This window comes from Aeromonas sp. PrichA-15, assembly GCF_017939245.1.
GTDB classification, from domain to species: Bacteria; Pseudomonadota; Gammaproteobacteria; order Enterobacterales; family Aeromonadaceae; genus Aeromonas; species Aeromonas caviae.
On the sequence record NZ_JAGKRH010000279.1, the window covers coordinates 1 to 293 of the forward strand.

Annotated in this window: 1 rRNA gene; it reads left to right on the forward strand. The window is 52.6% G+C overall.

Annotated features, from left to right (window positions below):
* Nucleotides 1-293: ribosomal RNA gene (locus J9889_RS20995) — 23S ribosomal RNA — on the forward strand; the annotation flags it as partial.

The following is a 293-nucleotide window of genomic DNA, read 5'->3' on the forward strand; positions in this document are numbered from 1 at the left end:
GTGAGGGGAGTGAAATAGAACCTGAAACCGTGTACGTACAAGCAGTGGGAGCCCTTCGGGGTGACTGCGTACCTTTTGTATAATGGGTCAGCGACTTACATTTTGTAGCGAGGTTAACCGTATAGGGGAGCCGTAGGGAAACCGAGCCTTAACTGGGCGTCTAGTTGCAAGGTGTAGACCCGAAACCGGGTGATCTAGCCATGGGCAGGTTGAAGGTTGAGTAACATCAACTGGAGGACCGAACCCACTAACGTTGCAAAGTTAGGGGATGACCTGTGGCTGGGGGTGAAAGG